We start from the raw sequence: 24,794 nt of genomic DNA, 5'->3' as shown, positions 1-24,794 counted from the left end.
CTAAATGTAGTGGGCAAGCTGAAAATGGTTTTGCGTAAGTTGAATTCACGAGATGATGTTACCCGATAGTCTAAAGAAGAAGACGGAAGCTAATCATTTCTTTTCGATGCCTCTATAAAATCTGAAATATTGGTTATGACTTGATCCAAGTCATCTCTCACTTCATGCTCCCATATCCTCAGGAGATTCCATCTGCGATTTTCGTAATAGTGGTTAATTTCCCGGTCTCTTTCAATATTTCTGTCCAGTTTTTCTTTCCAGAATTCACGATTTGTCTTTGGCATATTTCCATGTGTAGGGCAGACGTGGAAAAAGCATGAGTCTATAAATATAACAACCCTATGCTTTTTTATCGAAATATCGGGTTTACCTTTCAGGTTCTTTGAATTTCTTCTAAATCTATATCCTTTTTTCCACAATTCTTTGCTTACTAGTGATTCAAGTTTAGATACTGACTTTATTGCTCTCATATTTTTCCTTCTCTGTTCTTTAGTCATTACATCTGCCATGTTATCACCTCTGTATATTATTACCTTCTCTAAAACAATAATAAACGGCTGTAATCTTATCATCCCCGACGTTCTTTGGTTTACTGCCAGAAGAGTTGATCACTCACAAAAACACGAGTACACTCTTGGAGAGATTTAAAGTTGTACCTTACAAGAGTATATCTCATACTATCGTTGCTTATATAGATGGGCATTATTATATAAGCAGATATTCGTAAATGTCTCTCTTTAACTGTTAGGGAAGCAGCATGAATTCAAACTTTCCCCGATAATAATTATTTTGAATAATTTAGCACTGTGGCAATAAAATTGGAAACTCCGTTCCTCCATTAATAGCAAAACAGTTAGTAAATCAGCTTTTGATAGATCTAAAACAAATGAAAGTGACCCTCTCATATACTTAGAGGGTCACTTTCATTTGTTTTAGTGGTTTTTTAATGCTTCTATCTCATCTCTTAATTGTATGAATTGTTTATGATATTCTTTTGATTCATGCAGCAATTCATTGTAGGTCTTTACGAATAACTGACCTGATTGTTGAAAACTTTTTATCATTCTTTTAGTCTGTCCGTCATAATTTGTGTTATTTGAAATTAGATAGGTTTTAATTGTATTAACATGTGGGTATTTTTCTTCAATAAAAGCCGCATATTCATTTGCTTGAGTTACCTCTTTTATTCCAATCTTGACCTTTGGTCTTTTAAGTTCGATAATGTGTACAACATTGTTATTATTGGAACAAAGAAAATCTATTCTCTTATTTGCACCTTCCAGCTCTTCATCAGGAAAGTTTTCTTTTAGTAATTTCTTGAAAGTGACTTCTCTTTCAAAACTAGTCATTTTAGGATCTAAAATCCAAGGGAATTTTTCTAAAAAGGGTTGAATAACTTTTGTCTCAGATTCATTACCATTAATAAAGTTTTCAAATTTTCAATAGTTTCTATTCGACCCACTGAAATTTTCGCCATTTCCTTTATTTCAATAGATTCCCAGTCTTTACTAATACGCTCAATATTCTCTACATTAATTTCTTGATCATTGAGTTCTTCAATAAATTCCTTGAATGAATCAAATTTAATCTGATTTTTTATTATTCCCAATAAGTCTTTTATTTTGATGGGTTATTATTTTGCGAAAAATCTTTAACTAAGGATCTTGTAATATTTTCTACCATTGTCTTTTCTTGTTTATTTAGTTCATCATAAAAGTCCTTATCTAGTATTGATGTAACTTGTGTGGTCATTTCTTTCTCACGATACTTTCTCCATTTTGTTTGTATATACCTGACTAGTGAGTCTAGTTCAGATTTTAATTTAATTAGTTCATCATCATTCTCCCAAAAGAGGGAACTCCTATCAGTAGAAATAAAATCTTCATTCTTTTCATCCACAAAGTCAATATTGAAATGGCCTAAAACATAATTGTTAAAGAAATCATTAGATCTATCATTGAAGAAAGACCTTTCTTGAACCAATTTACCACGTGCATATAAAATAAATCCTCTATCCTCAGACTTTAAAGGTGTATTGCAAGTGAATATTTTACCGTTTACATTCTTAGTTCTTAACCAATCAAATTTGTCTTCTGGAAAGTCAGTTGGGAATGTCCACTCTTGGTCTATGTTTAATTTCTCAATAAACAATTCATTTGTAACTGTAACATCCATCTCTTTATCTTTTATGTGCACATTAAAATTTTTATCAAAAAATTCAAATTTACTTGAAAGGCTTCTAGCTAAGTAGATAGTGTGTGTTATAGTTTTTAACCTGATATTGCTTATAACTACTTCTGTACCATCGGTTTCACTAGTAACCTGATCTTTTATAAGAATATCAGGCTTATAATATCTTTCATGAGAGGATATTTGTTTGATTTTATTGTAGTTTATCTCAAATGAATTTTTTAGACCATTACAAACTGTTGTAACTGTAATTTCATCCGCTATTCCGAAGATTGCTAATTTGCCTAACCCTTTGCGCCCGGTAACTTTTCGTAAGTTGTTTTTAGACCAACCTGTTGTATTGTCTGTTCTTCTATTTCGTCCTATCCTAAGAAAGTGAGTGTTAAGCTCGCTAAAGCTCATTCCGTGACCATCATCGGAAACCTTAATCTGTTTTAAATCCCTGTTAATAGTAATAGTGACTACTTCTGCTTCTGCGTCAAAAGAATTTGAAACTAATTCACCAATTACTGGGGGGAGGGAACTATATAATTGAGCCCCTAGATGAGTGATTGTATTAAGGTCAAATTCCATCTTTAATATGTCATCCGTAATCGTTTGTTCTCCAGGTCTATTTTGTTTATTCATATGTACTACTCCTTTTGTATCATAATCAGGATGTCTTTTACCTTGTTCGTACATGGCATATGTAGTCCTAGCTACGCCGACAATTCTTGCCAGTTCATCTTGTTTTAATTTTGAGTTTTTCCTTAATTGGGCTAAACGTTCATTTAGAATAATTATTTTCCTTTCAATTTTCTTAATAGTAACTATATTATAACTTTGAAAAGTGTGAAATTAAATCTATGTCTCAAAATGTGTAACTAATATAGTTGGATTGATTATTACATTTATTTCGAATTGTTTTGGGTATCCGTAAGTGATAATACCTGAAAAAAGCTGACTAAATAATATTATCAGGTATTCTTGGCCTGACTCTTTAACGATAAAGACAGGTGAAAGAGGTGTAAGCGTCTAGAACGATAAAGCTAGTTCAAGTGATTTAGATCTTTCCTAGACTATTTTTTGACTATAAATGTCACTTCACGCGTAATTAGTTTGAGTAGGGGATCTAGTTGAACAGAATTAACTTGTTATGGAAGCATCAGAATATCTTGAAGTTTGGAGACACCAGATCTACACAGTGGTACTAATAGAGCTTGTTTAGAGTGCGTTTACCATTTCTAATCCAATTTTTTCTCTATTCCTATAATTTCTTTGATACAATCGATAACAAATCCATCTGCATTAAAAATAGCATTTGAGGAGGAATCTATCCATGAAATTCGAAAAAGTCCGCTGGGGAATCATCGGTTGCGGAGACGTTACAGAGAAGAAAAGTGGGCCTGCGTTTCAAAAGGTTAAAAACTCAGAACTTGTTGCAGTTATGCGGAGGACGGGGGAGTTGGCTAAAGATTATGCGGAAAGACATGGCGTTCCAAAGTGGTACGATGATGCGGACGCGTTGATCAACGATCCTGAGGTTGATGCGGTTTATATTGCTACGCCGCCGAGTTCGCATAAGGAATATACGCTGAAGACGGCAAAGGCAGGAAAACCTGTTTATGTGGAGAAGCCAATGGCGCGTGATTTCGATGAATGCAATGAAATGGTTGCTGCTTGTAAAGAGGCTGGAGTTCCTTTGTATGTGGCTTACTACCGTAGGGCGCAGGAGCGGTTTCTGAAGGTCAAGGAGCTGCTGGATGAGAATACGATAGGCGAGGTTCGTTTTGTATCTTCGACTCAGTATCAAAAAGCGAGGGAAGATGTGAAGGACTCTGAAAATCTTCCGTGGCGGCTTAAGCCTGAAGCGTCTGGAGGTGGATTGTTTTTTGACTTGGCGAGTCATACACTCGATATTCTCGATTTTCTGCTCGGACCGATTCAGAAGGCAAAGGGTTTTGCTTCGAATCAAGTAGGTTACTATGAGGCAGAAGATATCGTGACAGGTACATATCAATTTGAATCTGGCGTTCATGGTGTTGGGAAGTGGTGTTTTACGGCTTTTGAAGATGTCGATCGGAATGAAATTATCGGAAGCGAGGGAAAGATTAGCTTTTCTACCTTCGGAAACGACCCTGTTGTATTAACCACCGCTGATGGAAAAGAAGAGTGGAGTTTTGAACGGCCGCAGCATGTCCATCAGCCGCTTGTTGATACGATCGTTAAGGAACTGACTGAGGGTAGAGGCGTTTGTCCAAGTACAGGAGAGTCGGGTGCGCGAACGAACTGGGTAATGGATGCCATCGTTGGAGAATAGGGATGTGGGCCGGCTCCGAGTATTACAATTGGAAAACTATGTTCGGATTATGATCCCTCTCCGCCTTATTCGGCCATTAGTTGAAAATGACGTTGTCCTCCTCTTTATGAGGGGGATTTTTTACTCTCTAACCATGAATCAATTCTCAATTGTCCAAGCAGAAGAAAATATGCCATATGATAAATGTATCCTGTTTCAAAAAGGTCGTTATATTGCATACGCCAATAAATATTTTTATTTTCAGAATAATTGGGACATTAAAGTTCACGACTGGGCAAATGAATCTACTCGCCACTATGAACCGATAGAATTATATACCCCTCCTAAAGTGAAGATGAAAACAAAGGAAATTAAACCAGAAGAGGCTGAGGAAGAATTACTCTTCAAAGAATGACCCTCCAAAAATGGCCGGTCACTTTTTAAAACGTAACCTTTAGAAAACGAGACACCTCAATCACTCCTTTCGCCAAATACGACTATATTAATATAAAAAATGGAATTTAAGTGTTGACTTTTAATAATTTTCAGAATATTATTTACTTAATGTCAACTTCTAAGGAATTGGAGTGGAGTAATTTGCGAGGAGAAAATCTTGAGTTATTTGATCTAACAGATGATATCGATTTAGAAAAATGGAAATGTGCAACAGACCCAGACACTTTTACAGCCCATACACTTGTCCAAAAAATTAATGAGGGTTCCAATAATATACACGGCGGCATTATTCTTGACCCAATTTATCAACGTGAGTATAAATTTACGATAAAAAAGGAATCTTCAATAATTGAATCATTAATATTAGAAATACCTATCCCTGTTATATATCTATCTAAAAACTTAGAGTCAGATGTGCTGCTGTTTAACGTTATTGATGGAATGCATCGATTAAATTCTATATATAGGTTTTTTAACAATGAATATGCTTTACGTGACTTAAAAATCTTAAAATCATTAGAGGGAAAAAAGTTTGCTCAGCTACCTCCTAAAATTCGTAACAAACTTGAATTCTCAACCAAGATAAGGGTAGATTCAATTGATATATCTAATAATCCAGGATTAGAATATGAGGTTTTCTTAAGGTTTAACCAAGAAACGAATCCACTAACAAAACAGGAATTAAATGAAGTTATGTATCGTTCGGAATTTTCATTCTGGTTTAAAGACTATGTTCAACATTTGCTAACAGACAGCCGATGGTACCAATTATTTAATGTTAACGAAAAGAAAATAAGAGATAAAACTATAAACTACAATCTTTATGTAACTTTAGCTTATAACCAATTTGGCTTAATTTCTGGTAAAAATGATACTCCTTACCTTGTGGCACATTTCATGAAAAATATGAAAGATATAGATGGAGATGAACTTGAAAGGAAAAAAGAAGAAGTTAAAGATTATCTGGAGTTATTCATTGAATTTTCTCAGAATCTTTCCGAAGCTTCAGGCATACCAAACATATTCTCTAAACAGTTTATAGATGGAAAAAAACCACGCGGAAACCATAACTTTTTGATTAGTTACCTAATACAAATGATCTTGGCTCACAAATACTTGTTGAACTCAACAGATTTTAACCAAGAAAAAGATGATGTTGATTATTTCTCTATTTACCAATCCATAAGTCAAGGTATGGAAGACGCAGGCTTTTATGATTTTGGAGGGGTTTCTTCAACAAGTTATGCGTTTCAAAGTAATTGCTACCAACATGTTTCTAATGAACTTGATAAATTATCTTTCTAACAAAAACTCATCCAAATCCTGTTATGGAGGAGTCTTGTTAGATTGCTGAGCATTTTAAGTACAGGAGATTCTGTGGTACAGAGCTTCATCATTCTATCTGTCTGGGCTGTTGTTTTCTGTAATTGTTTCGTTTGTTTTTTAAAAAGAGTCGTTTTGATTAATAGGAATCGCTGAAAGCGAGTGCGCAAACGTAGAAAATAGAGAAAGTGCCTGACCCCTAAGAAGCTAAAGCTTTAAAGAGAGGGTCAGGCACTTTTATTAATCTTATCCCGCCATCTCAGCCTCCAGTTCACTTTTTCGCTCCAGCTTTTTATAAACAATCGCAATCAGCAGCGATGGAATCGTCGATACGACCATTCCGAGAAAAGCGTAGCCAGGCTCAATCTCATATAAGAACCCGCCAAAAACCGTAAATACGGCTGTACTCCAGCTCATCGCGATGGCCGCGTAGATGCCTTGCGCCTTTGTAATCAACTCTGGGGCAATATTTTTAATTAAGTATTGCATAAATGCGTAATGTCCCATCGCAAACGAGCAGGCATGCAGCACCTGTGAAATCGAGAAGACCGCTACGCTTGGAAAAGCAAACACGAGAATCCAGCGAATTGTAGAGCCGAGAGCGGCTAAGATCAGGAGTGATCCTGGTGTGAAATTGCGAAATGCCTTGTCTGCCATCATGAAGAAAATAATCTCTGCGATAACGGCAATGTTAATGATCGCTCCAATTAAATAGGTTGGCGTATTGATTTCCTGTAAATAAATATAGCCATAATTGTAATAGGAAGCGTGCGCCGCCTGTAGGAGTATGACTATGATCAGGACGATGCCAAAGTGCTTCACTTTAAACACCTTCAGCATGCCGCCTTTTACTTTATCATTCGCTTGCGGTTTTTCAGATAAGACCTGAGGCGCGCGTAGTAAGCCTAGGCTGATAAAGACCAACAAGCCGGCGAGCAATCCCCATAAGATCACTTCATCACCAAATCGTCCGGTAAACAGGGTAAGGATCATCCCGCCAGCGACGAATCCGAGCGATCCCCACGAACGGCTCTTTCCGTAATCATGCAGCTGTCGATGCTGTACGAGTACACCGGCTGCGGTATCTAAGGCGGGCATCAGGGTCGGATAGAAAAAGTGTAAAAATAACACGACAACCATCAGGCTCATAAATGAGTCGGCCGGAATCGATAACAGCAGGGCGATGATGGTGCCGAGCGTCATCGCGTTGATTAAGAATTTACTGCTGAATCTATCGGATAATTGAGGGAAGGCGAATAAGGTGGACAGGCCGCGGACAACAAGCCCTAAGCTCATGATTAAGCTTGCCTGTGATACCGACATTCCCTTCGCATGGATCATCCATCCTGTAAAATAAGGGAGAAAGATTCCCCACGTTAAATAAAAACTAAAAAATTGTCTGCTCATCCAGCGATATGTGTTCATTGTTCCATTCCTCCAATGATTGCATCATATCAGGAAGAACCCTACAATAATATGAGAAATCTCATAGTTTGGACGGATGAAAATGAAAAAAGTTACGAACCAAAAGAGGCAACGTTATTTAAAAGAACACCCGATCTCCGATTTGTTTTCTTTTCCGATCGAAGAGTTCATTGAAGTTCACGAATATCAGCGGGATGAATGGATCATCCGGGAGGGCATGCGCCCGGACTATTTATTTTATGTCATCGAGGGAAAGGCGAAGATTTATGTCACGTATCAAAATGGGAAAAGCTCTCTGATTAATTTTATCAATGCCGAGGAATACATTGGTGAAATGGAGCTCGTCAATGAAATTTACTATACCAAAGGCATCCAAACTTCAACAAAGACGGTCTGCTATGCGATTCCTCTTCACCGCTTCCGCAAGCAGCTGCTGGGGGATACGAAATTCCTCCTTGAGCTGACGAAGTTCTTAAGCATCAAAGCCGGTAACATGTCCGCAAAATACTCGAAAAGTCTTTCGTTTCCGCTTGAGAACCGGCTGGCTGATTTTATCTTGCAGACGGCGGATGGAGAAGTGTACAAAGAAAAACACGTAACCGTCTGTGATTTCCTTGGCGTTTCTTATCGTCACTTGCTGCACGTGCTGGCCCAGTTTTGTGAGAAAGGATATTTGCAAAAGGAAGGGAAGCAGTATCAGATCAAAGAGAGGCTGCGGTTACGTGAACTGGCCGGAGTGTTGAAGAATGGATAATTCCACCTGATTGGAACCGCTTATATCCTTATCTTTTTGTATTGGTGTCTTCCACATTAGAAAATTATTGATGGCCATGGGAAGAGCTCTCATACAAAAACCTCCTATCCGTTCAAATGAACAGATAGGAGGTTTTTGTATAGTTAATCTATTAAATGGCTTCTTTAGCTTGATCTGGTGCTTGCTGTTCGATAGATTCAGCATTTGGTAAAGGTCTCGTGAAAAACTTAGTTAAATAGATTAAATAGACGGTACCGGCAGCCACCCATGCCAATCCTCCCATGATGGTTGGCAAATCAAGTAAAGCTAATAGCCATGCAATGAAAGCAGCTCCTATGAGAGGGAAAATCATGTTCGTTACTATTCCTAAAACTGAGAGGCGTTTTTGGTTTTTGAAAAATAGACTGATTACGCATATATTAACAAAAAAGAAGGCGCTGAGTGCCCCGAAATTCACGAATCGAATGGCATCGTCAATACTTATAAAGATGGCCAATAAGGAAATGATTGAAGCGATCACAATATTAATAACAGGTGTTTTAAAGGTAGGGTGCACAAATCCGAACCATTTCTTTGGAAGGATAGAATCGCGTCCCATCACGTATAACAATCTCGAAACACTAGTCACAGAAGCAAGGCCTTGTGTGAAAATAGCTGCAATTAATACAGTTATAAAGATAGAACGGAGAATGCTCCCTCCTACAATTCCAACTAATTCGAGGGCGGCTGAGTCCGGATCAACAAAGCTTAGATTTGGGAGAGCCGTCTGGATGAAATAGGACGTACCGACATGGAGAAAGGCAACAATACCAATCATTATAAAAATCGCTTTTGGGATGGTTTTCTTAGGTTGAATGGTTTCTTCTGAGAGAGTGGTCATGGTGTCAAAGCCAAGGAAAGAGAATACAACGATCGAAGCTCCAGCTAAAACAACAGGCAGGGACATATCAACATTCAGAAAAGGTTCTGCGGACATTAAACTGCTTGCGCCTCCGGTGCTCAACAATCCATAGGCTAAATAGCAGCAAAAAACAATCATAAAGATAATCTGCAGAATAACGAAAAGGCGGCTGATGTTCGCCGAAGAGTTCACCCCTCGAATCGCTATCGCAGCAAGAAGGACTATTAATCCGATGATCCATACATAAGCAGGAACGGAAGGAACCTCGGCATGAAGGAAAATTCCAAACGTAATACAGGCAATTATAGGAGCAAATAGGTAATTAAGAAGCAATACCCATCCTACTAAAAACCCTGCATTTGGGTGGATAGCTTTCTTTGCAAAAGTGTAAGCTGATCCGGAAATAGGGATTTTTTTTGCCATAATGGCATAGCTTGCGCCTGTGAAAAGAACAGCAAGAACTGCCATTATATAGGCAGCTGTTAGAAACCCATTTGATCCTTCATAAGCGACCCCGAAAACAGAGAAATAAATCATAGGCGTATTCCAGGCTAGTCCTAAGAAAATGACCTGCCATAACGTCAGTGTCCTCTTCAATTCTGGTTGGTTATTCATAGTAACCCCTTTCTAAAGGCGAGAATAGTAGCTAGATTCTTTCGATCGAAAAATCTTATAGACTCTATTCTTCGGAGGAAAATAAAAGATTGCAACATACATGTTAGATTTTCTAACACAACTACATCTTGGTTGGTGACTTATGAACACCCTTTCATTAGCTCTGCATGTAGGGTTTGGCCCTATACATAGAATTCTCAAAAAAATCAGATTTTTACAATTGAATAATAATTTCTGGAAATTAATAAATAGTGAATGAAAATTGTTTGTTAGAAAACCTTACATAAGTATTGAGGAGGCCAATTTGGTTCGCTATACTGCTTACAACATCAAAAATTCAATAAGGTTCCCGGCAACGGGGACAAAAAAGCTTTCTAGGGTTCCGTTGATCTATGATGATCAAGGCTGGTCCGAGAGAAAGCGGTATAGGGAAATTCCCTATATACACGGAGGGACAAAAGCCTGGGAGATGACAAATCTCCCAGGCTTTTTTTATTTTACTTCTTTGCTATCCAAATTCTTAAGGAGGACTCAAAATGGAAAATCTATGGAATTTAACTCTTGGTTCTGGTGCAAAGTGGTCTGGGATCATTTCGAAAGGAAAGCTAATTCGAATTCGAGCACTTGAAGATGGAGCGAATCTATCAGGTCTGCTATTTAATGCTGGTAACCTTACCGAAAGTTACAACATGCCGGACACCTTAAAAGCGCAGCACACCTCACGATTAACAAAAGGAAATGTGCTGATGAGTGATAACGGAAGGGCGATGGCGAGTATTGTAGAGGACGATCTAGGTTGGCACGACCCGATTGGAGGATATACGACACGCCAGTTAACAGATGAGAAATATGGAAAGACCACCTTTCAGGAGAATCAAAACGAATGGTTCAGAAGCGGGGAAGAGAACCTGGCGATGGAATTAATGAGAAATGGACTGCAGTTTAGGGATATGGTGCCGGTTTTTAACCTTTTCTCAAAAATTAAGGTGGATGACTCCGGTGACATGCACTTCATAGAGGATCATTGTAAGCGGGGAGATACCGTTACATTGCGAACGGAGATGGATGTCGTGCTTCTTCTTTCCAACACTCCCAATCCACATGACCCGAAGAAGGACTATCCATCCGTGCCGGTAGAGATAGAAGTGCTCCCGGCTGAATCTGTGAAAGAAGATGATTATTGTGTAAACTTTCGTCCGGAAAATAAACGGGCTTTTGAGAACACTTGGGACTATTACAAACTCGTTACTCAGTAAACAAATACTCTTTAGGAGGAATTTAAGAATGACTATGTTAACCAAAGTGAAGAGTTCACGTGAAGCAGCGGATGCCGTTTATGATTATGCCCTTCCTGCAGGCGAGGGGTGGATGTATGAGTTAGAGCCAGGCCAAGTGTTACGTCTGGTCGATACAGAAGGAAATCAGGCAGCTGACACACTTTTCTATGACGCGGACAATCCAGAAGATCATTTCAGCGCCATCCAAACGATATCTGCACAAAAGAATGTGTATTTAACGACTGGATCGAAGTTAATTTCCGAATCGGGTAAGGAACTGCTTGAAATTGTAGCAGACACAGTAGGGCGTCATGACACACTGGGAGGAGCATGCTCAGCGCAAAGCAACACGGTTCGGTATGCTCATGACAGACTTCCGATGCACAATTGCCGGGATACTTTTATGCTCCAGCTGGCGAAGCATGGAGAAAGCTTTACCAAAAGGGATGTTGCGCCGAATATTAACTTTTTTATGAATGTACCTGTTACGCCTGAGGGCAGATTATCATTTGAGGACGGGATTTCCGGTCCTGGTCATTATGTAGAAATGAAAGCCAAATGCCGTACAAAAGTTCTGATTAGTAACTGTCCGCAGTTGAATAACCCGTGCAGTGGATTTAATCCAACCTCCATTCGACTTCTGGTTTGGGATCAATAATTTTTTAGGTTAAATTATCAAAATATTCATTTTATTAAGACCGGAAAGGGGTCATTACTATTTTTACAAAAGTACTCATTGCCAATCGAGGTCCAATTGCTGTACGTATTGAGCGAACTTTAAAGAAACTAGGAATATCCTCTGTTGCTGTTTATACAAAAGCTGATCAGGACAGTCTCCATGTCGATCATGCGGATGAAGCGGTGCAGATTGGAGAGGGCCCTGCTGGAGAAAGCTACTTAAATGCTGACCTTATCCTTCAAACGGCTATCGATACAGGGGCAGAAGCCATTCATCCCGGCTATGGTTTCTTGAGTGAAAACGCAGAGTTTGCCCGTGCTTGTAAGGAAAAAGGAATTGTCTTCATCGGTCCGACGGCTGACCAAATGGAAATCTTCGGATTGAAGCATTCGGCAAGGGAAATGGCGAAAAGGGCAGATGTGCCATTACTGCCCGGTACTGATTTGATTGAAAATCTTGAAGAAGCGAAAGAGGCAGCCGCATCTATTGGATATCCGGTTATCCTGAAAAGTACAGCTGGAGGCGGCGGAATCGGGATGCGTGTATGTGCGGATGAGGAAGCGCTAAGCACTGCTTTTGAAGGTGTTCGCCACCTTGCCGAAACGAATTTCAAAGATGGTGGACTATTTTTAGAAAAATTCATCGCGAAAGCTCGTCACGTGGAGGTCCAAATTTTTGGTCGCTCAAATGGAGAAGTCGTGGCTTTAGGAGAAAGAGATTGTTCCATTCAACGTCGGAACCAGAAGGTAGTAGAGGAGAGTCCAGCTCCTGGATTGACTGAAGAAACAAGGAAGAGCATGGCGGAAGCAGCTAAACGTTTAGCTTTAGAGTCGGGGTATAGCAGCGCAGGTACGGTTGAGTTTTTATATGATCCTGATTCTCGTGAATTTTACTTCTTAGAAGTAAACACAAGGCTTCAAGTCGAGCATGGAGTGACGGAAGAGGTCCTTGGAGTAGACTTAGTCGAATGGATGGTTAAAGAAGCGTCTGGTGACTTAAGCGAATTAGAGACTAAAGTATTTCAACCCCAGGGACACAGTATTCAAGCACGAATTTACGCAGAAGATTGTCTCCATGATTTTCGTCCCAGCGCCGGGTTCTTAGATAAGGTTGCCTTTTCTAGTGAAGCAAGAAATGAAACGTGGGTCACAGACGGTGTTACCGTTACGACGTTATACGATCCTATGCTTGCTAAAGTGATCGTTCATGGGAAAGATCGTGAAGAAGCCATTCAGAAGCTGAAGGCTGCTCTTTCTCAAACAAAAATGTATGGAGTCACATCGAATATTCAATACGTTCAATCCCTTCTAGGAGAATCCCGTTTTAAAACAGGTGACGTATTCACCCAGTTGTTAGCTGACTTTCATCCAGAAGAGAATGCTTTAGAAGTAATCGACGGTGGGGTGCAAACCACAGTTCAAGATTATCCGGGACGAACGGGTCACTGGGATGTTGGGGTTCCGCCATGTGGTCCGATGGATTCTTATTCTTTCCGCATTGGCAATCAACTGCTGGAAAATGAGGAGAATGCCCCGGGGTTGGAGCTGACCCTCAGGGGAGGATCGTATCGTTTTCGAAGTAACCTGTGGTTTTGTTTAACAGGAGCGGATATGGAAGCTGAGTTAAACGGGGACTCAGTGCCTCTATACAAGCCCGTGTTAGCGAAAAAAGGACAGACGCTATCCTTCAAGGAGTCAAAAGAAGGCATGCGCGCCTACCTGTTAATCGAAGGCGGGTTTGATATGCCTAAGATTCTAGGCAGTTCATCTACGTTTACGCTTGGAGGGTTCGGCGGTCACGGTGGCAGAGCGCTTCGTCCGGGAGACGTGCTGGGGGTTCATGGAGGAAAGCAGCCTGAAGTGGTAAAGCAACTTCCTTTAGAAAAGCGACCACAGATAAAAAATCATTGGACGATCGGTGTCATCCCTGGTCCGCACTGTACGGAGGAATATTTACAGAAAGACTATTTGACTCAATTAACGGAAACGGAGTGGGGAGTTCACTTTAACAGTTCTCGTACAGGCGTACGTTTAAAAGGACCCGCTCCTCATTGGACTCGAGAAGACGGAGGGGAGGCGGGGCTTCACCCATCCAATATCCACGACAATGCCTATGCTGTAGGGACGCTTGATTTAACTGGGGACATGCCGATCCTGCTTGGGCCGGATGGGCCAAGTCTCGGTGGTTTTGTCTGTCCTGTAACGACAGCTTCTGCTGAGTTTTGGAAAGTCGGTCAGCTTTACCCGGGGGATACCATACATTTTCAACTATTAAGTATAGAAGAAGCCAATGATCTTCGCCAGGATCAGGAAGATAAACTTGCGAGCATTGGAGAGGGAGATAGCCAGGACCTTTTAGAAGACACTCTTCCAGCACCGAATCCTAATCTCACCTCCAATTATCCGATCTTTCAATATGAAGAAACTAATCGAAGATTCCCTATCACGATTCGCTGCAGCGGAGACGAATACCTCCTTGTTGAATATGGGGAAATGGAGCTTGACTTAAAGCTGCGTTTTCAGGTGCAAGTGTTAATGGAAGAAATAGAATCACAAAATAGTCTTCCAGTTATAGAGATGACCCCTGGTGTTCGTTCGCTCCAGATTCACATCGATCCATTAAAAATGTCCGTAAAGGAAGCAAGTCAAAAAGTGCTTGAAATTGATGGCCAATTGCCTCCGCTTGAGTCCATTGAGGTTCCTTCAAGAATAGTAAAGCTTCCGCTATCCTGGAATGATCCATCAACCCAGTTAGCAACCGAACGTTATCAGCAGAATGTTCGCCCGGAGGCGCCGTGGTGTCCTGATAATTTAGAGTTCATTCGACGTATAAATGGTCTTGAGAGTATAGAAGATGTGAAAAGGATCGTCTTCGATGCTAACTACCTTGTTCTCGGTCTTGGTGATGTCTATTTAGGAGCACCACTTGCAACTCCTACAGACCCCAGACATCGACTCGTCACAACAAAATATAATCCAGCAAGAACTTGGACGCCAGAGAACGCTGTTGGTATAGGGGGATCCTATATGTGCGTCTATGGTATGGAAGGTCCTGGCGGTTACCAATTCGTTGGACGAACAATTCAAATGTGGAACCCACTGCGTTCTACGGAGAGCTTTGAACCAGGTAAGCCATGGCTCTTGCGTTTCTTTGATCAGATTCAATATTACCCAGTAGAAGCGGAAGAACTAATGGAACTACGCGAAGACTTTTTGCGCGGACGTTTTGAAGCGGATATTACAGAAACTACGTTTAACCTTGGGGAGTACTTAGAGTTTCAGGAATCGATTAAAGAAAGTGCGAAGGAATTTAAAGATCACCAGCAAGCTTCCTTTCAAGCTGAAAGAGACAGGTGGAAGGAACTTGGTATTGCGGAGCATGTGGGAGAAGAAGATACTGGTGAATCAATCATAGAAGATGAGATTCCGGATGGAGAAAAAGCCGCCCGCTGCCAGATGCCGGGAAGTGTATGGAAAGTCCTCGTTTCTCCAGGGGAATACGTGCAAAAAGGTGATGTTCTTATAATAGAAGAAAGTATGAAAATGGAGTTCCCTCAAGAGGCCCCGTGCGACGGTTATATCGCTTCTGTTAAGGTGAGTCCTGGGGATCAAGTGCAAGCGGGACAGTTGATCGCAAGTATTAAGGAAGAAAAAGAAAGTGTGGTGTCCGTCCATTGAGTACGATTCCTAAGAGGTTAACCATTCATTGGCTACAGGAAAATTACCAAAAAGGGCAAGTCACACCTCGTGAGGTGATCAATGAAATTATAAATCGTTCTGACAAGGATGAAGCCATGAACATATGGATCACTCCGCCTAGTATGGAGCGGATTGAATTTTATCTGGAACGTTTATCATTCATAGATCCAGCCGATGCCCCTCTATGGGGGATCCCTTTTGCCATCAAAGACAATATCGATTTGAAAGATGTGCCCATGACAGCCGGATGCAAGGACTATGCATATACCCCGAAAGAGCATGCAACTATCGTAAAGCGTTTGATTCGTGCGGGTGCCATTCCGGTTGGAAAAGCTAATCTTGATCAGTTCGCAACAGGCCTTGTAGGAACAAGAAGTCCCTATGGAGAAACGCACAACGCTATCCGTGAAGAAATGATCAGCGGCGGCTCGAGTTCAGGCTCGGCAGTAGCTGTCGCTCGAGGTCAGGCTGCCTTTTCTTTAGGAACGGATACGGCTGGTTCCGGGCGCGTTCCCGCGGCTTTAAACAATTTGGTGGGATATAAGCCGAGCTTAGGAGCCTGGTCGAAAAAAGGGGTGGTCCCAGCTTGCGAAAGCATCGATACGGTATCTGTGTTTGCCCATACGCTGAATGACGCGCTTGTCGTTGATAAGCAAGTAAGAGCAATAGACGTTTCTGACCCATGGTCGAAAGAGATGCCTCTTTCAATAGCTTCGAGTCTAAAGAAAATTTGCCTTCCTAGTGAGCCCCTTGATTTTTATGGAAATTATGAACACGAATATGAGAAGGCATGGGAAGAGACTGTGGAGAAAATAAAAACACTTAATGTTCCTGTAGAGTATGTGGATACAAAATTATTTCAACAAGCTGCAGAAATCCTCTATGGGGGACCTTGGATTTCAGAAAGGTGGTCCGCTTTAGGAGAATTTGTAGAGTTACATCCAAACGCTGCCCATCCAGTCACAGAAAAAGTATTGCGTTCGGGTGCACCTGACAAATATGATGCAGCTTCCTTGTTTGATGCGATCCATCAACTCCAATCATTAAAACGGGAAGCAGAAGAATTGCTTCAAGACTGTGTTCTGGTCATGCCTACTTGCGGAGGAACGTGGACAAGAGATGAAGTTAGACGCGATCCTGTATCAACAAACAGTGATATGGGACGTTATACGAATCATTGCAATCTACTAGATTTGGCTGCTGTTGCCATTCCTGCAGGTGAAGCGGCTGACGGAATTCCTTTTGGAGTCACGCTTTTCAGTTTATCCGATCAGGAAGAATTAATGGTTGAAGCGGCAGATTTATTTATGAACTCTTCCTCTACACATACAAAACCACTAACAGATAAAGAGAGTATCGACTTCATAGTGTGTGGTCTTCATATGAGAGGCTACCCTTTAGAAAAACAAATGATTGAATGCGGTGCACAGTTTGTAAAAGAAGAGAAAACGGCTCCAAGCTATCAGCTTATAAAACTGCCTGGTCATCCATCCAAACCGGGCATGATTAAGCAGTCGGACGGCGGAAAAAGTATTGAAGTGGAAGTATGGAAAATGCCTCTCAAATCTTTAGGTCAGTTTATCTCTTCTATCCCTGCTCCTTTAGGGATAGGAAAAGTAGAACTTCAAGACGGGAGCGAGGTATCAGGATTTATTTGTGAAGGGTATGCAAAACATACGGCCGAAGATATATCACAATTAGAAGGCTGGAGACAATTCCAAACCTTAAAATGAGCGTTTGAAGCAGAGGAAATTCAGCATCTAAACCATTTCGATTGGTGATTTGATAGAGAGAACTGATGCCTTACAAGAAGGAAAAGTGGAAACCAGATGAGGGGTTTCTGCTTTTTTGTGAAAGGGAGAGGAGCTAGTTGCACAGAGAAAAAGTGCCTGCCCACCATGGCGTTAGTACTTTAACAGAGAGGGGGCAGGCACTTTTAAAGTAGGATCCCAGTAATAAAGCTCGTCTTCCTATTCTTTTGGAATAGGGAGTCTTTTTTATGGGTAGACACTATTATAATTTGGATAGACGCGTTCGTTTTCACTCTGAGATAAATTAATTACAAAATTTGGTTTACTTTCCTTTTACAGGGGTACAAAGTATCAGGAAGAGAGGAGGGAGGGTAGTGGACTGGACACTAGTTGTCATCACTTTTTTCATCATTTTTTTAGGAACATTGGCTTTGATGAAATTTAATAACAAGAAGAAATAGGAGAGTGAATCGATGAAAAAACGTCTGTTTAAACCTGCTTCGTTTTTAGTTGTAGTAATAGCGTTAATCATATCCAGCTTTAATTTTTCAGCTACGGTATATGCTCACGCTGATGAATTTGCTGCAGACATGGAGTCCAATGTCAGTCAGAAAGAGTTCAATCAAATCCGAAATGATTTGAAACATACGACGGCCTATAAAAAATACAAGAAGAGATCCAAGATCAACTCGGTTTCCCAACATAATATTGTCATCAATAAAGTCGAAGGCGCAAATGGCGACTTTGCTTATATTGAATTTGTTTTCAACAAAGAACAAGCAGAACAAAGCGAGCACTTAGTTTATGCTCAGTTTACTTATGATATAAAAAATAAGGCGGTCATTTCTGATCAAGGTCTGTATGCTGATTCGTTAGGGGAAGATGGAAGCTTTCATATGAATGTGATGTATGGGTTGGGCGATGAAGAAGTAGAGCTTTATAATGTTGATGTTGATAAAGACGGGAATCTGACAGATATGGATGGGCTGTCTATTACTCAAGAACAAATCCAAACAGACGCGAATGGAAAGATTAAAGAATTACTTGGAAAACAATCCAATGGAAGCGAACTGCAAAGCTTAGGTTTTTGTGAATACGCGATCACTGCTTTATGCGGAGCGGGAGGCAGTGTTGGGTGTTACGCTCTCGCAGGAGCGCTCGGAATTACTTCAGGAGTAGGCGGTGTAGCCCTTGCTGCTGTCTGCGGTATGATTGGCAGTCTTGGCTGTGCAGCTGCAACGGAAGCCATTTGCGGATAGTTGATTTCAAACATAGAACAAAGCCTTAGCCTTCCCAGACAGAGTATATTAGGTTGGATTTCCTAATTTCCAAAATGTGATACCTACTAATTGCGAATCCACAGCAAGAAGAGTAAAGTGTCTCGATGATAGAAATATGTGAAGAAAGGGTGATAGGAATAATGAAAGAAGGCTATGTGAAAGTCAATGACGTCAATCTTTATTACGTCACAGAAGGAGAAGGCGAACTGATGCTGTTTCTCCATGGTTTCCCTTACTTCTGGTACAACTGGCATCACCAAATCGGAGAATTCTCGAAAGATTATCGTGTCGTTGCGGTGGATATGAGAGGGTACAATCTATCAGATAAGCCGGAAGGGGTTTCCTCTTACGACATGTCCATTCTGGTAGAGGACGTGAAGCAGCTGATTGAAGCTTTTGGAGAGAAGGACTGCATATTAGTCGCTCATGACTGGGGCGGTGCAATTGCGTGGACACTCGCTTATACGGAACCTGAATACATTAAGAAGCTGATCATGTTCGATGCTCCTCATCCGTACACATTCAGACGGGAACTAGAGGAGAACCCTGGGCAGCGGGAAGCAAGCAGCTATATGGGCTATTTTCAGCGACCGGACTCTCATGAAAAACTGCTGGAAAACAACGCGGAGCGGTTAAGAAAAATGATGACAATACCTGGACGTAGAAAAGGGTATTTGTCCAAAGAAGATGAACAGAAGTACATAGATTCGTGGATGGAGCCGGACGCGATGAAGTCGATGCTTAATTATTATCGTGCGGCATCTTTCTATCCGTTCGAGGAGCATGTTAAAAAGCCGCTGGAATTGCCCTATGAAATGTTTGAGTCACCAACGTTAATCATTTGGGGCGATGCCGATCCTGCTTTTGAAAACAGCAACCTGGACGGGGTGGACGATTATGTCCGTGACCTTAATGTTCATCGAATGGAAGGAGTCAGCCATGCCCCGCATCACGAGAAGCCGGAAGTGGTGAATCGTTACATGCGCGACTTCTTAAAAGAGAAGGAATGAGAAACAGGCCGTCCCTGGTTGGGGGCGGCTAGTTTGTTGGAGATGGGTCCGCTTTTAACATTGGAATGGGAACGCGTCCCCGGGGCAGCTGTCATGATCGACGGTTGCCCCTTTTTTGTGATTTTTTCCTTTCAATTCTTAAGAGATTTAGCGTTTTGTCTACATACGCCAGGGTATATATTTTAAAAAACTATATTTAAATAGGAAAGAACTCGTTTCGAAAACCAATTAGTGTTGGAACTACACACCTTGGCCATTTCTCATTTAAACCCTTGTTTTAGTAGGAAAGGAGATGACTTATGAGACTTCGCTGGCTGCCATTTATCGGTTCACTCATGCTGTTGAGTGGGTGCGGGATACGCGTACTGGATCCGGAAAGTGAAACAGCAAGGCTTCAGACGGAGCTGGTTTATTTTAGTTTCGGTATTATGGTGCTTGTGCTGCTGACCGTATTCGGCCTTATGGCAAGGTTTGTAAGTAAATACCGGGATGATGGGTCAAATGATTACATACCGCCGCAAACCGAAGGAAATAAGAAACTGGAAATCACTTGGACCGTAATCCCGATCCTCATCATAATCATTCTAGCTGTGCCGACTATCATAATCACAATGAACCAGTCGCCCAATAGCGAGGCGATGAGTAAAGCCGAAGATTCCACTGGAGAAGAAGTACAAGTGCGAGTTGAGGCCAAGCGGTATGACTGGACGTTTCGTTATGAGAACGGTAAGACTTCAGATGATTTGTATTTACCGGAAGGCGCTACAGCCGTCCTCACACTAAGATCAAAGGATGTGATTCACTCGTTCTGGGTGCCATCGTTAGGAGGTAAAGTCGATGTGCTCCCTCACAAGGACAATGTGTACGAGATTGAAAAAGTAAAGAAAGGTGTCTACATGGGGAAATGCGCTGAGTTCTGTGGTACATATCATACGAAAATGCGCTTCACCACCTACGTGGTCTCGGAAAAGAAATACCGTGAATGGTTAGAAGACGGATAAAGAAGGGGGTTAAGCATGTTTTTTGGAATTTCCAAGCACACGTTATACCACCAGTCGGATGTCATACTCGCATGGATCGTTACGCTAATCGCAGGGACCTTGCTGTTTTACTACATCACGAAAAAAGAAAAATGGTCGCTCGTTCTTGATTATATCCAAACAACGAACCACCGGAAAATCGGGATTTTGTATCTCTTAAGCGGACTTCTGTTTTTCTTCAGAGGAGGGATCGATGCTTTATTAATTCGTACCCAGCTCGCCTTCCCTCAGTTTGAGTTCTGGGTTATTCAGGAAGATAAATTTAACGGTGTATTTACAACACATGGAACGATCATGATCTTTTTTGTGGCGATGCCGCTTTTGATCGGATTGATGAATATTGCGGTGCCGCTTCAAATTGGTGCAAAGGACCTCGCGTATCCTTTATTGAATTCGCTCAGCTTTTGGCTATTTTTCAGTGGGGCGGTCTTATTTAACTTATCTTTCTTCTTTGCCACTCCCCCAACAGCCGGGTGGACGGCCTATGCACCTTTGTCTCTTGATGAATTTACGAAAGATCCGGGAAACACGTTTTATATTTTTAGTATTCAAATCTCAGGGTTAGGGACCCTGCTTGCGGCGGCTAATCTGATATCGACCATTACAAGGCACAGGGCTCCAGGCATGAAATATACGAAAATGCCGCTGTTTCCCTGGGCAACCTTGATTACCTCATTCTTAATTATCATTGCCTTCAGTGCTTTATCGGCTGGTCTTTATTTATTAATGTTCGATCGGTTATTTAACACCACCTTCTTTATGGGAGAAGGCGGAAATCCGGTCTATTGGCAGCATCTATTCTGGTTTTTTGCTCACCCGGAAGTGTATATCTTAGCCTTGCCTGCGTTCGGTATTTTTTCAGATGTCATCTCTACGTTTTCCAAAAAAGTAGTTTTCGGCTACACCTCCATGGTCATTTCGCTCGCATTAATTGGCTTGCTGGGCTTTATGGTATGGGTCCATCACATGTTCACGGTCGGTCTCGGGCCAATGGTGAATACGTTTTTTGCGATTACGACGATGTTGATTGCCGTGCCGACAGGGATTAAGGTGTTTAACTGGTTATTCACAATGCGCGGGGGAAGGATTCAAGTGACGACTCCGATGCTTTTCGCCCTCGGTTTTATTCCTACCTTTGTGATGGGGGGAGTCACCGGTGTCATGCTTGCTATTCCTGCAGCAGACTTTCAATTTCATGATAGTTATTTCGTCGTTGGTCACTTTCATTACACCATTATTGGAGCAACCATTCTCGGGATCTTCGCAGGGATGTATTATTGGTATCCGAAAATGTTTGGAAAAAGGCTCGATGAAAAACTCGGCAAGTGGCATTTCTGGCTGTTCATCGTCGGTTTTCATTTAACGTTTTTGCCGATGCATTTCTCTGGGCTGCAAGGAATGCCGCGAAGAACGTACACGTATATACCAGGGGATCAGGTGTTTACGTTTAATGCCATGAGTACGGTTGGAGCTTTCTTGATGGGGGTCGGCATGCTGTTTTTCGTTTGGAATCTTTATCGTACGCATACTTCAACGAAGACAGTTGCCAACGATCCGTGGGACGGACGCACACTTGAATGGTCCGTACCTTCCCCTCCATCTGAGGAAGCCTTTCAAAAAGCACCCGTTGTATCGACTTCGGATCCTTTGTGGAAGGCGAAAATAAATGGGGAGGAGATCACGTTCACAGAACGTTCTCGTCCTGGTCCCGTGCCTGCAAAAAGCTGGACCCCGGTCTTGATGGCGTGCGCCCTGTTCCTCTTTAGCATTGGAATGATTTATCAGTGGTACTGGTTGGCCGTTGTATTTGCTATAGCGGCTGTTGGTTTATTGTTTCTCCGTTCGTTTTTGGATGAACGGATTGAGCACTATAAACAGAATAGTTATACAAAAGAGGATTTGAAAAAACTATTTCAGGATAAACGAAACGGTTTCTTTAGTTATTTGGCCATCGACTCGGTCATGTTCTTAATTCTTTTTGCTACGTACATTATGTTCACACCTGCTCCGACGGGGCCAAAACCAGGAGAGGTGTTTGAGGCACGAACCCTCATTATTTCTTCCTTGTTTTTGTTACCGAGCAGCCTGACGATGTTTCTCGCTGAGTACGGGTTGAAGAAAGGGAAGAAGGTGGCGTTAAATAGCGGCGTGTGGCTCACTTTATTACTTGGTATAGGGTTTTTAGTGGCGGAAGGTCATGAGTTTTATACGTATATTCACGAAGGCTACTTGATCGATTCGAATGTGTTTATGGCTTCCTATTATGTACTTGTGGGGTTGCATTATTCCCACGTGCTTTTCGGAGTCGGCTGGTTATCAAACCTGCTCTTACAAAAAGGTTTCCGGTCCCTCCCAGAAGGCTTGTATGAAGAAAAACAGTCGATCTTTAGTTATTACTGGCACTTTGTCGATGTAATCTGGATTTTTATCATTACCCTCGTCTATGTACCATATTTAGTAGGATAGGAGTTGAGCAGATTGGAAAACGTACTGTTAATCATTTTGGTCATTCTATTAGGTCTATTGCTTGTGGTTCCGCTAAGTCTACTATTGTGGCTGTATATTCACGATGAGAAACAAAACGAGCATTCCGTGTTACAGAATTATCCTATCCTGGGGAAGTTTCGCTACATCATTGAGAAGATGGGGCCAGAGCTTCGTCAATATCTCTTCCACAACGACCGTGAAGGAAGGCCATTTAATCGTAAAGAATTTGAATACGTCAACAAAGCGGGTAAGTATAATACGCGAATGATGGGGTACGGAGCAGAACGCGATTTTACCCAGGACGGCTGGTATTTGGTGAACGATATGTTCCCTGTTAAAAGTGAAGAATTACGCATGGATCAAAGCAAAACGATTCAAACGAAACTTTACGAAATCGATAAGGAGCAGCTGTTTAGTCGGAAAGAGCACCGTTACGAAGCGGAGCTTGATCCTGTTTACTTACATGATGAGGATTGTGTGGTGCTTGGGGAGTATACGGTCGATCAGCCGTTTCGCTTGAAAGGGTTGATTGGGCAATCGGCGATGAGCTTCGGTTCTCTTGGCGACCATGCCATCACAGCGTTATCCAAAGGTCTTGGACGAGCGGGCGGCACATGGATGAATACCGGTGAAGGCAGTGTTTCCCCTTATCATTTAAAAGGCGACGTCGATATCATCATGCAAATCAGCCCTGGCCTGTTTGGTGTTCGCACAAAAGACGGGGATTTCTCCTGGGAGGATTTTAAAGATAAAGCATCCAACGAGCAGATTAAAGCGTTCGAATTGAAAATGGCCCAGGGCGCAAAAACCCGCGGAGGTCACGTGGATGGCGATAAGGTGACGGAGGAAATCGCGGAAATACGTAAAGTAGAGGCTGGGGAGGATATCGATAGTCCGAACCGCTTTCCGGGAATTGATACGCCAGAACAATTGCTTCATTTTCTGGATGAATTGAGATCCATTGGTGGAAAACCCGTCGGGATCAAAATTGTCGTAGGAAATGAACATCAGGTAGAGCGGTTGATTTCGGCCATGGCGGAGGAAGATATTGTGCCCGACTTTATTACGGTTGATGGTGGAGAAGGCGGGACAGGAGCATCCTATTACGCGCTCGCTTATTCCGTCGGTCTGCCGGCCTTTTCCGCTATCCCAATGGTGGACGACAGCTTGAAGAAACACAGCATCCGCGAACGCACGAAGATCATTGCCTCAGGTAAACTGCTGACCCCTGACAAAATTGTGATGGCGTTGTCATTGGGCGCGGATTTGATTAATATTGCGCGCGGCTTCATGATGAGTGTCGGCTGCATTATGTCTCAGGTGTGCCATAAGAACACCTGCCCCGTAGGAGTGGCAACAACAGATGAACAGTTACAACAGGCCCTTGTCATCGAAGAAAAAGAATACCGCGTGACGAATTATTTAATTGCCCTAAGAAAAGGCTTATTCGACCTGGCCGCAGTCGCTGGCTTAGATTCTCCGACTAAGTTTAAGAGAGAACATACCGTCTATCACTCTGATTTTCGCAAAGTGGTCAAGGAAAGCGATGAAGTGGATCGTTGGGTGTGAACGTTTAAGAGTGGCTGCTAACGAAAATAAATTGTACAAAATCCTTCGATGATCGAATCGG

General features: G+C 41.8%; 18 protein-coding genes, 1 pseudogene and 1 riboswitch. Of the genes and pseudogenes, 13 read left to right on the top strand and 6 right to left on the bottom strand.

All coding sequences use genetic code 11. The features are described from left to right. Positions 1-89 precede the first annotated feature (89 nt). From ACRYKC_RS01750 to ACRYKC_RS01735, 4 genes and pseudogenes are all read right to left on the bottom strand, one after another. Positions 90-509, bottom strand: a complete 420-nt coding sequence (locus ACRYKC_RS01750; protein WP_433804926.1) for a very short patch repair endonuclease — start codon at positions 507-509, stop codon at positions 90-92. A 423-nt stretch (positions 510-932) separates the two neighbouring features. Further along, positions 933-1,424, bottom strand: coding sequence for a Shedu anti-phage system protein SduA domain-containing protein (locus tag ACRYKC_RS01745; protein WP_433805120.1), 492 nt, complete (start codon positions 1,422-1,424; stop codon positions 933-935). Between the two features lie 193 nt (positions 1,425-1,617). Beyond that, positions 1,618-2,817, bottom strand: coding sequence for an ATP-binding protein (locus ACRYKC_RS01740; RefSeq protein ID WP_433804925.1), 1,200 nt, complete (start codon positions 2,815-2,817; stop codon positions 1,618-1,620). Positions 2,818-2,832: 15 nt separating this feature from the next. Next, positions 2,833-2,967 (bottom strand): annotated as a pseudogene (locus ACRYKC_RS01735) (helix-turn-helix transcriptional regulator); the annotation flags it as partial. A 541-nt stretch (positions 2,968-3,508) separates the two neighbouring features. On the opposite strand from ACRYKC_RS01735, the gene ACRYKC_RS01730 reads away from it, so the two are divergent. From ACRYKC_RS01730 to ACRYKC_RS01720, 3 genes are all read left to right on the top strand, one after another. Continuing rightward, positions 3,509-4,489: a Gfo/Idh/MocA family protein gene (locus ACRYKC_RS01730; RefSeq protein WP_433804924.1), complete on the top strand. Its 981-nt coding sequence runs from the start codon at positions 3,509-3,511 to the stop codon at positions 4,487-4,489. 133 nt (positions 4,490-4,622) lie between these two features. Further along, complete coding sequence (locus ACRYKC_RS01725; protein ID WP_433804923.1) at positions 4,623-4,883, top strand: hypothetical protein; 261 nt, start codon at positions 4,623-4,625, stop codon at positions 4,881-4,883. 182 nt (positions 4,884-5,065) lie between these two features. Then, the gene (locus ACRYKC_RS01720) at positions 5,066-6,229 is read left to right on the top strand and encodes a DUF262 domain-containing protein (RefSeq protein WP_433804922.1); all 1,164 of its coding nucleotides are present in this window, start codon (positions 5,066-5,068) and stop codon (positions 6,227-6,229) included. A 264-nt stretch (positions 6,230-6,493) separates the two neighbouring features. Here ACRYKC_RS01720 and ACRYKC_RS01715 read toward each other — a convergent pair whose 3' ends face one another. After that, positions 6,494-7,672, bottom strand: coding sequence for an MFS transporter (locus ACRYKC_RS01715; protein WP_433804920.1), 1,179 nt, complete (start codon positions 7,670-7,672; stop codon positions 6,494-6,496). 82 nt (positions 7,673-7,754) lie between these two features. On the opposite strand from ACRYKC_RS01715, the gene yeiL reads away from it, so the two are divergent. Next, a complete protein-coding gene (gene yeiL, locus ACRYKC_RS01710; RefSeq protein ID WP_433804919.1) occupies positions 7,755-8,426 on the top strand; it encodes a transcriptional regulator YeiL in 672 nt (223 codons plus the stop codon). A 151-nt stretch (positions 8,427-8,577) separates the two neighbouring features. On the opposite strand, the gene ACRYKC_RS01705 is transcribed toward yeiL, so the two are convergent. After that, on the bottom strand, positions 8,578-9,942 hold the full coding sequence (locus tag ACRYKC_RS01705; RefSeq protein ID WP_433804918.1) for an APC family permease: 1,365 nt from the start codon (positions 9,940-9,942) through the stop codon (positions 8,578-8,580). Between the two features lie 363 nt (positions 9,943-10,305). After that, a riboswitch (guanidine-I (ykkC/yxkD leader) is annotated at positions 10,306-10,413 on the top strand. A gap of 65 nt (positions 10,414-10,478) precedes the next feature. On the opposite strand from ACRYKC_RS01705, the gene ACRYKC_RS01700 reads away from it, so the two are divergent. The 9 genes from ACRYKC_RS01700 to ACRYKC_RS01660 all read left to right on the top strand — a co-directional run bounded on the left by ACRYKC_RS01700 (position 10,479) and on the right by ACRYKC_RS01660 (position 24,733). After that, entirely contained in the window at positions 10,479-11,198 is a 720-nt protein-coding gene (locus ACRYKC_RS01700; protein WP_433804917.1) for an urea amidolyase associated protein UAAP1, read from the top strand. A gap of 28 nt (positions 11,199-11,226) precedes the next feature. Next, the gene (locus ACRYKC_RS01695) at positions 11,227-11,877 is read left to right on the top strand and encodes an urea amidolyase associated protein UAAP2 (RefSeq protein WP_433804916.1); all 651 of its coding nucleotides are present in this window, start codon (positions 11,227-11,229) and stop codon (positions 11,875-11,877) included. Positions 11,878-11,936: 59 nt separating this feature from the next. Further along, positions 11,937-15,575, top strand: a complete 3,639-nt coding sequence (gene uca, locus ACRYKC_RS01690; RefSeq protein WP_433805119.1) for an urea carboxylase — start codon at positions 11,937-11,939, stop codon at positions 15,573-15,575. After that, positions 15,572-17,329, top strand: coding sequence for an allophanate hydrolase (gene atzF, locus ACRYKC_RS01685; RefSeq protein WP_433804915.1), 1,758 nt, complete (start codon positions 15,572-15,574; stop codon positions 17,327-17,329). The genes uca and atzF overlap by 4 nt, the downstream gene beginning before the upstream one ends. A 491-nt stretch (positions 17,330-17,820) precedes the next feature. Continuing rightward, entirely contained in the window at positions 17,821-18,606 is a 786-nt protein-coding gene (locus ACRYKC_RS01680; RefSeq protein ID WP_433804914.1) for a halocin C8 precursor-like protein, read from the top strand. A 161-nt stretch (positions 18,607-18,767) separates the two neighbouring features. Next, positions 18,768-19,637, top strand: coding sequence for an alpha/beta fold hydrolase (locus tag ACRYKC_RS01675; protein WP_433804913.1), 870 nt, complete (start codon positions 18,768-18,770; stop codon positions 19,635-19,637). A 299-nt stretch (positions 19,638-19,936) separates the two neighbouring features. Next, positions 19,937-20,638 (top strand): cytochrome c oxidase subunit II, encoded by a 702-nt coding sequence (coxB, locus tag ACRYKC_RS01670; protein WP_433804912.1) that lies wholly within the window; start codon positions 19,937-19,939, stop codon positions 20,636-20,638. A gap of 15 nt (positions 20,639-20,653) precedes the next feature. Continuing rightward, a complete protein-coding gene (locus ACRYKC_RS01665) occupies positions 20,654-23,143 on the top strand; it encodes a cbb3-type cytochrome c oxidase subunit I (protein WP_433804911.1) in 2,490 nt (829 codons plus the stop codon). 12 nt (positions 23,144-23,155) lie between these two features. After that, positions 23,156-24,733, top strand: coding sequence for an FMN-binding glutamate synthase family protein (locus ACRYKC_RS01660; RefSeq protein ID WP_433804910.1), 1,578 nt, complete (start codon positions 23,156-23,158; stop codon positions 24,731-24,733). The last annotated feature ends 61 nt before the right edge of the window (positions 24,734-24,794 follow it).

It is taken from the genome of Halobacillus sp. A1-3 (assembly GCF_050971765.1).
GTDB classification, from domain to species: domain Bacteria; phylum Bacillota; class Bacilli; order Bacillales; family Halobacillaceae; genus Halobacillus; species Halobacillus mangrovi_B.
Note: the sequence above shows the minus strand (reverse complement) of the source record. Positions and strands in the feature narration are given on the sequence as shown.